The sequence below is a fragment of the Actinomadura sp. NBRC 104412 genome (assembly GCF_030269515.1).
Taxonomy (GTDB): Bacteria; Actinomycetota; Actinomycetes; order Streptosporangiales; family Streptosporangiaceae; genus Spirillospora.
The window spans coordinates 1-3,335 of sequence record NZ_BSTM01000072.1 but is presented as its reverse complement, the minus strand read 5'-3'; the positions used below and the strand labels follow the sequence as shown (position 1 = coordinate 3,335).

General features: G+C 56.9%; 2 protein-coding genes. One reads left to right on the top strand and one right to left on the bottom strand.

The genetic code is table 11. The annotated features are described in order from the left end of the window. Positions 1-168: 168 nt before the first annotated feature. Entirely contained in the window at positions 169-603 is a 435-nt protein-coding gene (locus tag QSK21_RS35675; protein ID WP_285702181.1) for a hypothetical protein, read from the top strand. 52 nt (positions 604-655) lie between these two features. Here QSK21_RS35675 and QSK21_RS35670 read toward each other — a convergent pair whose 3' ends face one another. After that, positions 656-2,590 (bottom strand): hypothetical protein, encoded by a 1,935-nt coding sequence (locus QSK21_RS35670; RefSeq protein ID WP_285702180.1) that lies wholly within the window; start codon positions 2,588-2,590, stop codon positions 656-658. Positions 2,591-3,335 lie beyond the last annotated feature (745 nt).

Below are 3,335 nucleotides of genomic sequence, written 5' to 3'. Positions count from 1 at the left end.
ATCTCTTCCCGGTCGGCCAATGTCAGCATGTGTCGCACCGCCCCCACAGCAGCTCCCCCCGACGATCAACTCGCCGAGCAGGACTACACCACCACAAGATCAATTGCTACGACCGATTGAGGGCAGGCAGTCCAGGCGCAAGCAGCCAGAGAAGACCACTATTGCTTTGTGACATCCAACTACCAAGACTTTTCTTTGCCCAACGGCGACCGACGGCAACCACATCCCGATCTGGCAAGCTCATTTGCCAGAGACACGTCGCACTACAAATACGCCGTCGAGGGCCTTGAAACCGCGCTCACCGAGCATTTTGGTGATGAATTTACTGAACTAGCCGAGGAGGCTGACGTTCTGCGGGAAGAGCCTCGGACTTTCACGGAGATACTCGAAGCCGAGCGAGAGTACTTCGATAAGGTCTGGCACGTTCGGACGATGATCCATCTTGAACACATCGAGGAAGGGCGAATAATGCAAGCAATTAAGCAACGGTACGGCGCCGAGAATGTTGGCCCGTGGGACGACTGGGAATGGGGATTCGTCAATGGCAAGCTGTCAGCGCTGCGATGGGTGCTAGGCAGCGAGTGGGATTTCCTGGACGCCTAGCAGCCAAGCAGCGAAACCAGGCCGCGTGTTGGGCAGGCAGCGAAAAGGCAGCCTAGTTTGGAAAGATCGCACTTTTGGCGTCAGCCGCATTGGGAACGGCTGCGAACCACGAGTTAGCCTCGTCCCGACGACGAGTGTGCTCGTCAACTACGCCATTCCTCTTCAAGATGCCTGCCAGGCTTCTGCTGAGGCTCCATGCTGCCAACTGACGGGCGAATCCATGGACTGTCTTAGCGCCATCAACGTCCACGGGGCCGCCATGCGCGAGCGCGTTACGGATTCGCTGCAAGCGCTCTCTCGCGATATCCCACCGGTCAAGCAAGTCGTCACGCAAGGTGACTATGCTCGCCGGTGACGACAGCAGGTTCATCACATGCCGCAGCTCGCGCCCGCTTTGGCTCTGCGGCGGATGCATACTCACAAGTCTTGGGAGGGCTTCGTACGCCTTGGCAAGATCTATCTCATGGCCGTAGCCCGTACTCTTAAACAGAGCAAGTTGAATGTCCCTCCTTTCTTGCTCTTGCGCCGACGACAACCCCTCAATATGCCCGTAGGCGGCATCAAAGACGGCTGAATGGAGCATGTCCAATATCTTGTCGCGCACCCAGGTGGAACAGAGGTAGTCATCGAGGAACTCGTACCAGGCTCCGTGAGTAACACGGGCCGCGACAAGCTCCACGATGCGCATATGCAAGATTATCGAGGAGAGCGGCTCCTCCCGATCCGTCTTCTGCCAAGTGTGCAGCGCTTCGATGAGCTCGATCAGTTCGGGGTTATCCACCGGAAGATGTGGCGCCAGGTCAGCTTCCACCATCTGAAGAAGATCGCTCATGGGGTCAGAAGATGCAGATACCGGCAAAGAGTCAGGGTCGCGCAGCGGCATAAACGCGCCCATCCCCCTGATGCGTCCATCCACTGCAAGCAGGTACCCCTGGAGAATCCGCCACCTTGGCCTGCCAAAGCGAAAGCCGGCTAGCGCGACGACGGCCTCAGCCTGTTCGCGTGCTGCAAGTACGGGATCGGCAAACGAGCTCATGCCCAGGTCGACACGAGCCAGTACAGTATCGCGCTCCTCGGGCAGCTGTGATGGCTGGAAAAACGATTCTTTATCTCTCAGTTCCTCAGGGAGCCGCTCCAGCACGTCTTCTTTAGCTTGCAAAAGAGATTTGATCAATTCTGCGTCATAAAAAGTGATTGGCCCAACCGTCTGCACCATCCGCGTCATGGATGCGTGCTGGAACACCACCCACACCACGTAATGAGCTCGCTGCGGCGACTGTGTTAGAAGGCGCTCACAGAGAGACAGACGCTCACTCTCTCCAAGATTCGCCGATTGGTTGGGGCGAGGGTAGGCATCTGATCGGGCGGCATCAGCGTCTCCCAGTGCACGCCTGGTAGCAAAGATTTCAAAGGCATTGTTGGAGAGCACTCCGCGGAGATTACTAGCTATCCGGTCCGGGCTTAGGTTCGCTGCGCGGATAACCGCCAGGAACAAGTCGCGGCGCTTCGCCAGCTCTTGATGGGAAACAACCGAAGTCCGATATCCCGCGAGAACATCGTTCCATGCCGCAAGTCGCACGTCTGCATCACTAAACCGGCCGATCAAACCCTGAAAAGCTGTTCGATATGCGTTGCTTTGGGTAGCCAGCAACGCCTTGAAACTAACCGGTGACAGCGCGGTAATTTTCGACTGAAGATCCTGGGCTATTGATCGACATCGCGGCAGCTCACCACCGAGGCTCCTGGTTACCTCGGGACCAAGGTCCCCCGCGGCTTGAAAGAAGTCACGGAGGGCTGACCGCCAGCCCGGCCTGTGTCGGCCTTCGTAGGGACGGCGGTCATGAAGCCATGCCGTCAGCTCTCTCGCTGCTACAACAAAGCTGACCCGGTCTTCATCGCACCAGGCTTTGTCCGGCTTCCTCAAGGCTGCAACTGCCTCGTCGAGCCATGACTGATCGCTAACAGGTGTGGAGGGAGCACCGCCCATGTGCTTATTATACCGCCTTCGTCATCGCTAAGGGTCCGGCTAGCCAACCCCAGTTCCTCTTCCCGAACGTCGGGTGCAGCCTAATTGGAGTTGTCCAACCAAGAGCCCCGATCCACAAGTGCCGCCCCTGCCGACAGTTGGTTTAAGATCTCTTCGAACTGCGCGTCATTGAGGGGAACGCACAGGTAAACAGTCCGGCACTTCCCGAGCAAGCCATGCAAGTCATCAGGTGCCCTCAAGTACACATCGCCCTCTGATCGCTCGTCTAATGACGCTGCCACAAAACGAAGTGATTTCATCGAGTCTATTTGTTGGCCTAGCTTCTCCTTGAGAGGACTACTTAGCAAGCTAGCCCATTCTCGCTGTAGGATTCGACAGAGCCAAATCCACTGCTTACGGAGAGCCGAAATAGAAGCCATTGGCTGATCCACAACGACTAGCGCAGGACCAAGCATCTGGCGTACTTGTAGATGACATGCTACATCGATCGTTTTTCCGCGACTACCTTCTGTTAAACGCCGTTCGATATAGCGCGGCTTCACGATTTCCGAACGGTCTACAGATGCAACGATGCGGGCTTGGTCTTGCCCAGCATCAAACTCTGCCCAGGCTAATGCCCCTGCCCTCAATCGGTCGTAGCAATTGATCTTGTGGTGGTGTAGTCCTGCTCGGCGAGTTGATCGTCGGGGGGAGCTGCTGTGGGGGCGGTGCGACACATGCTGACATTGGCCGACCGGGAAGAGAT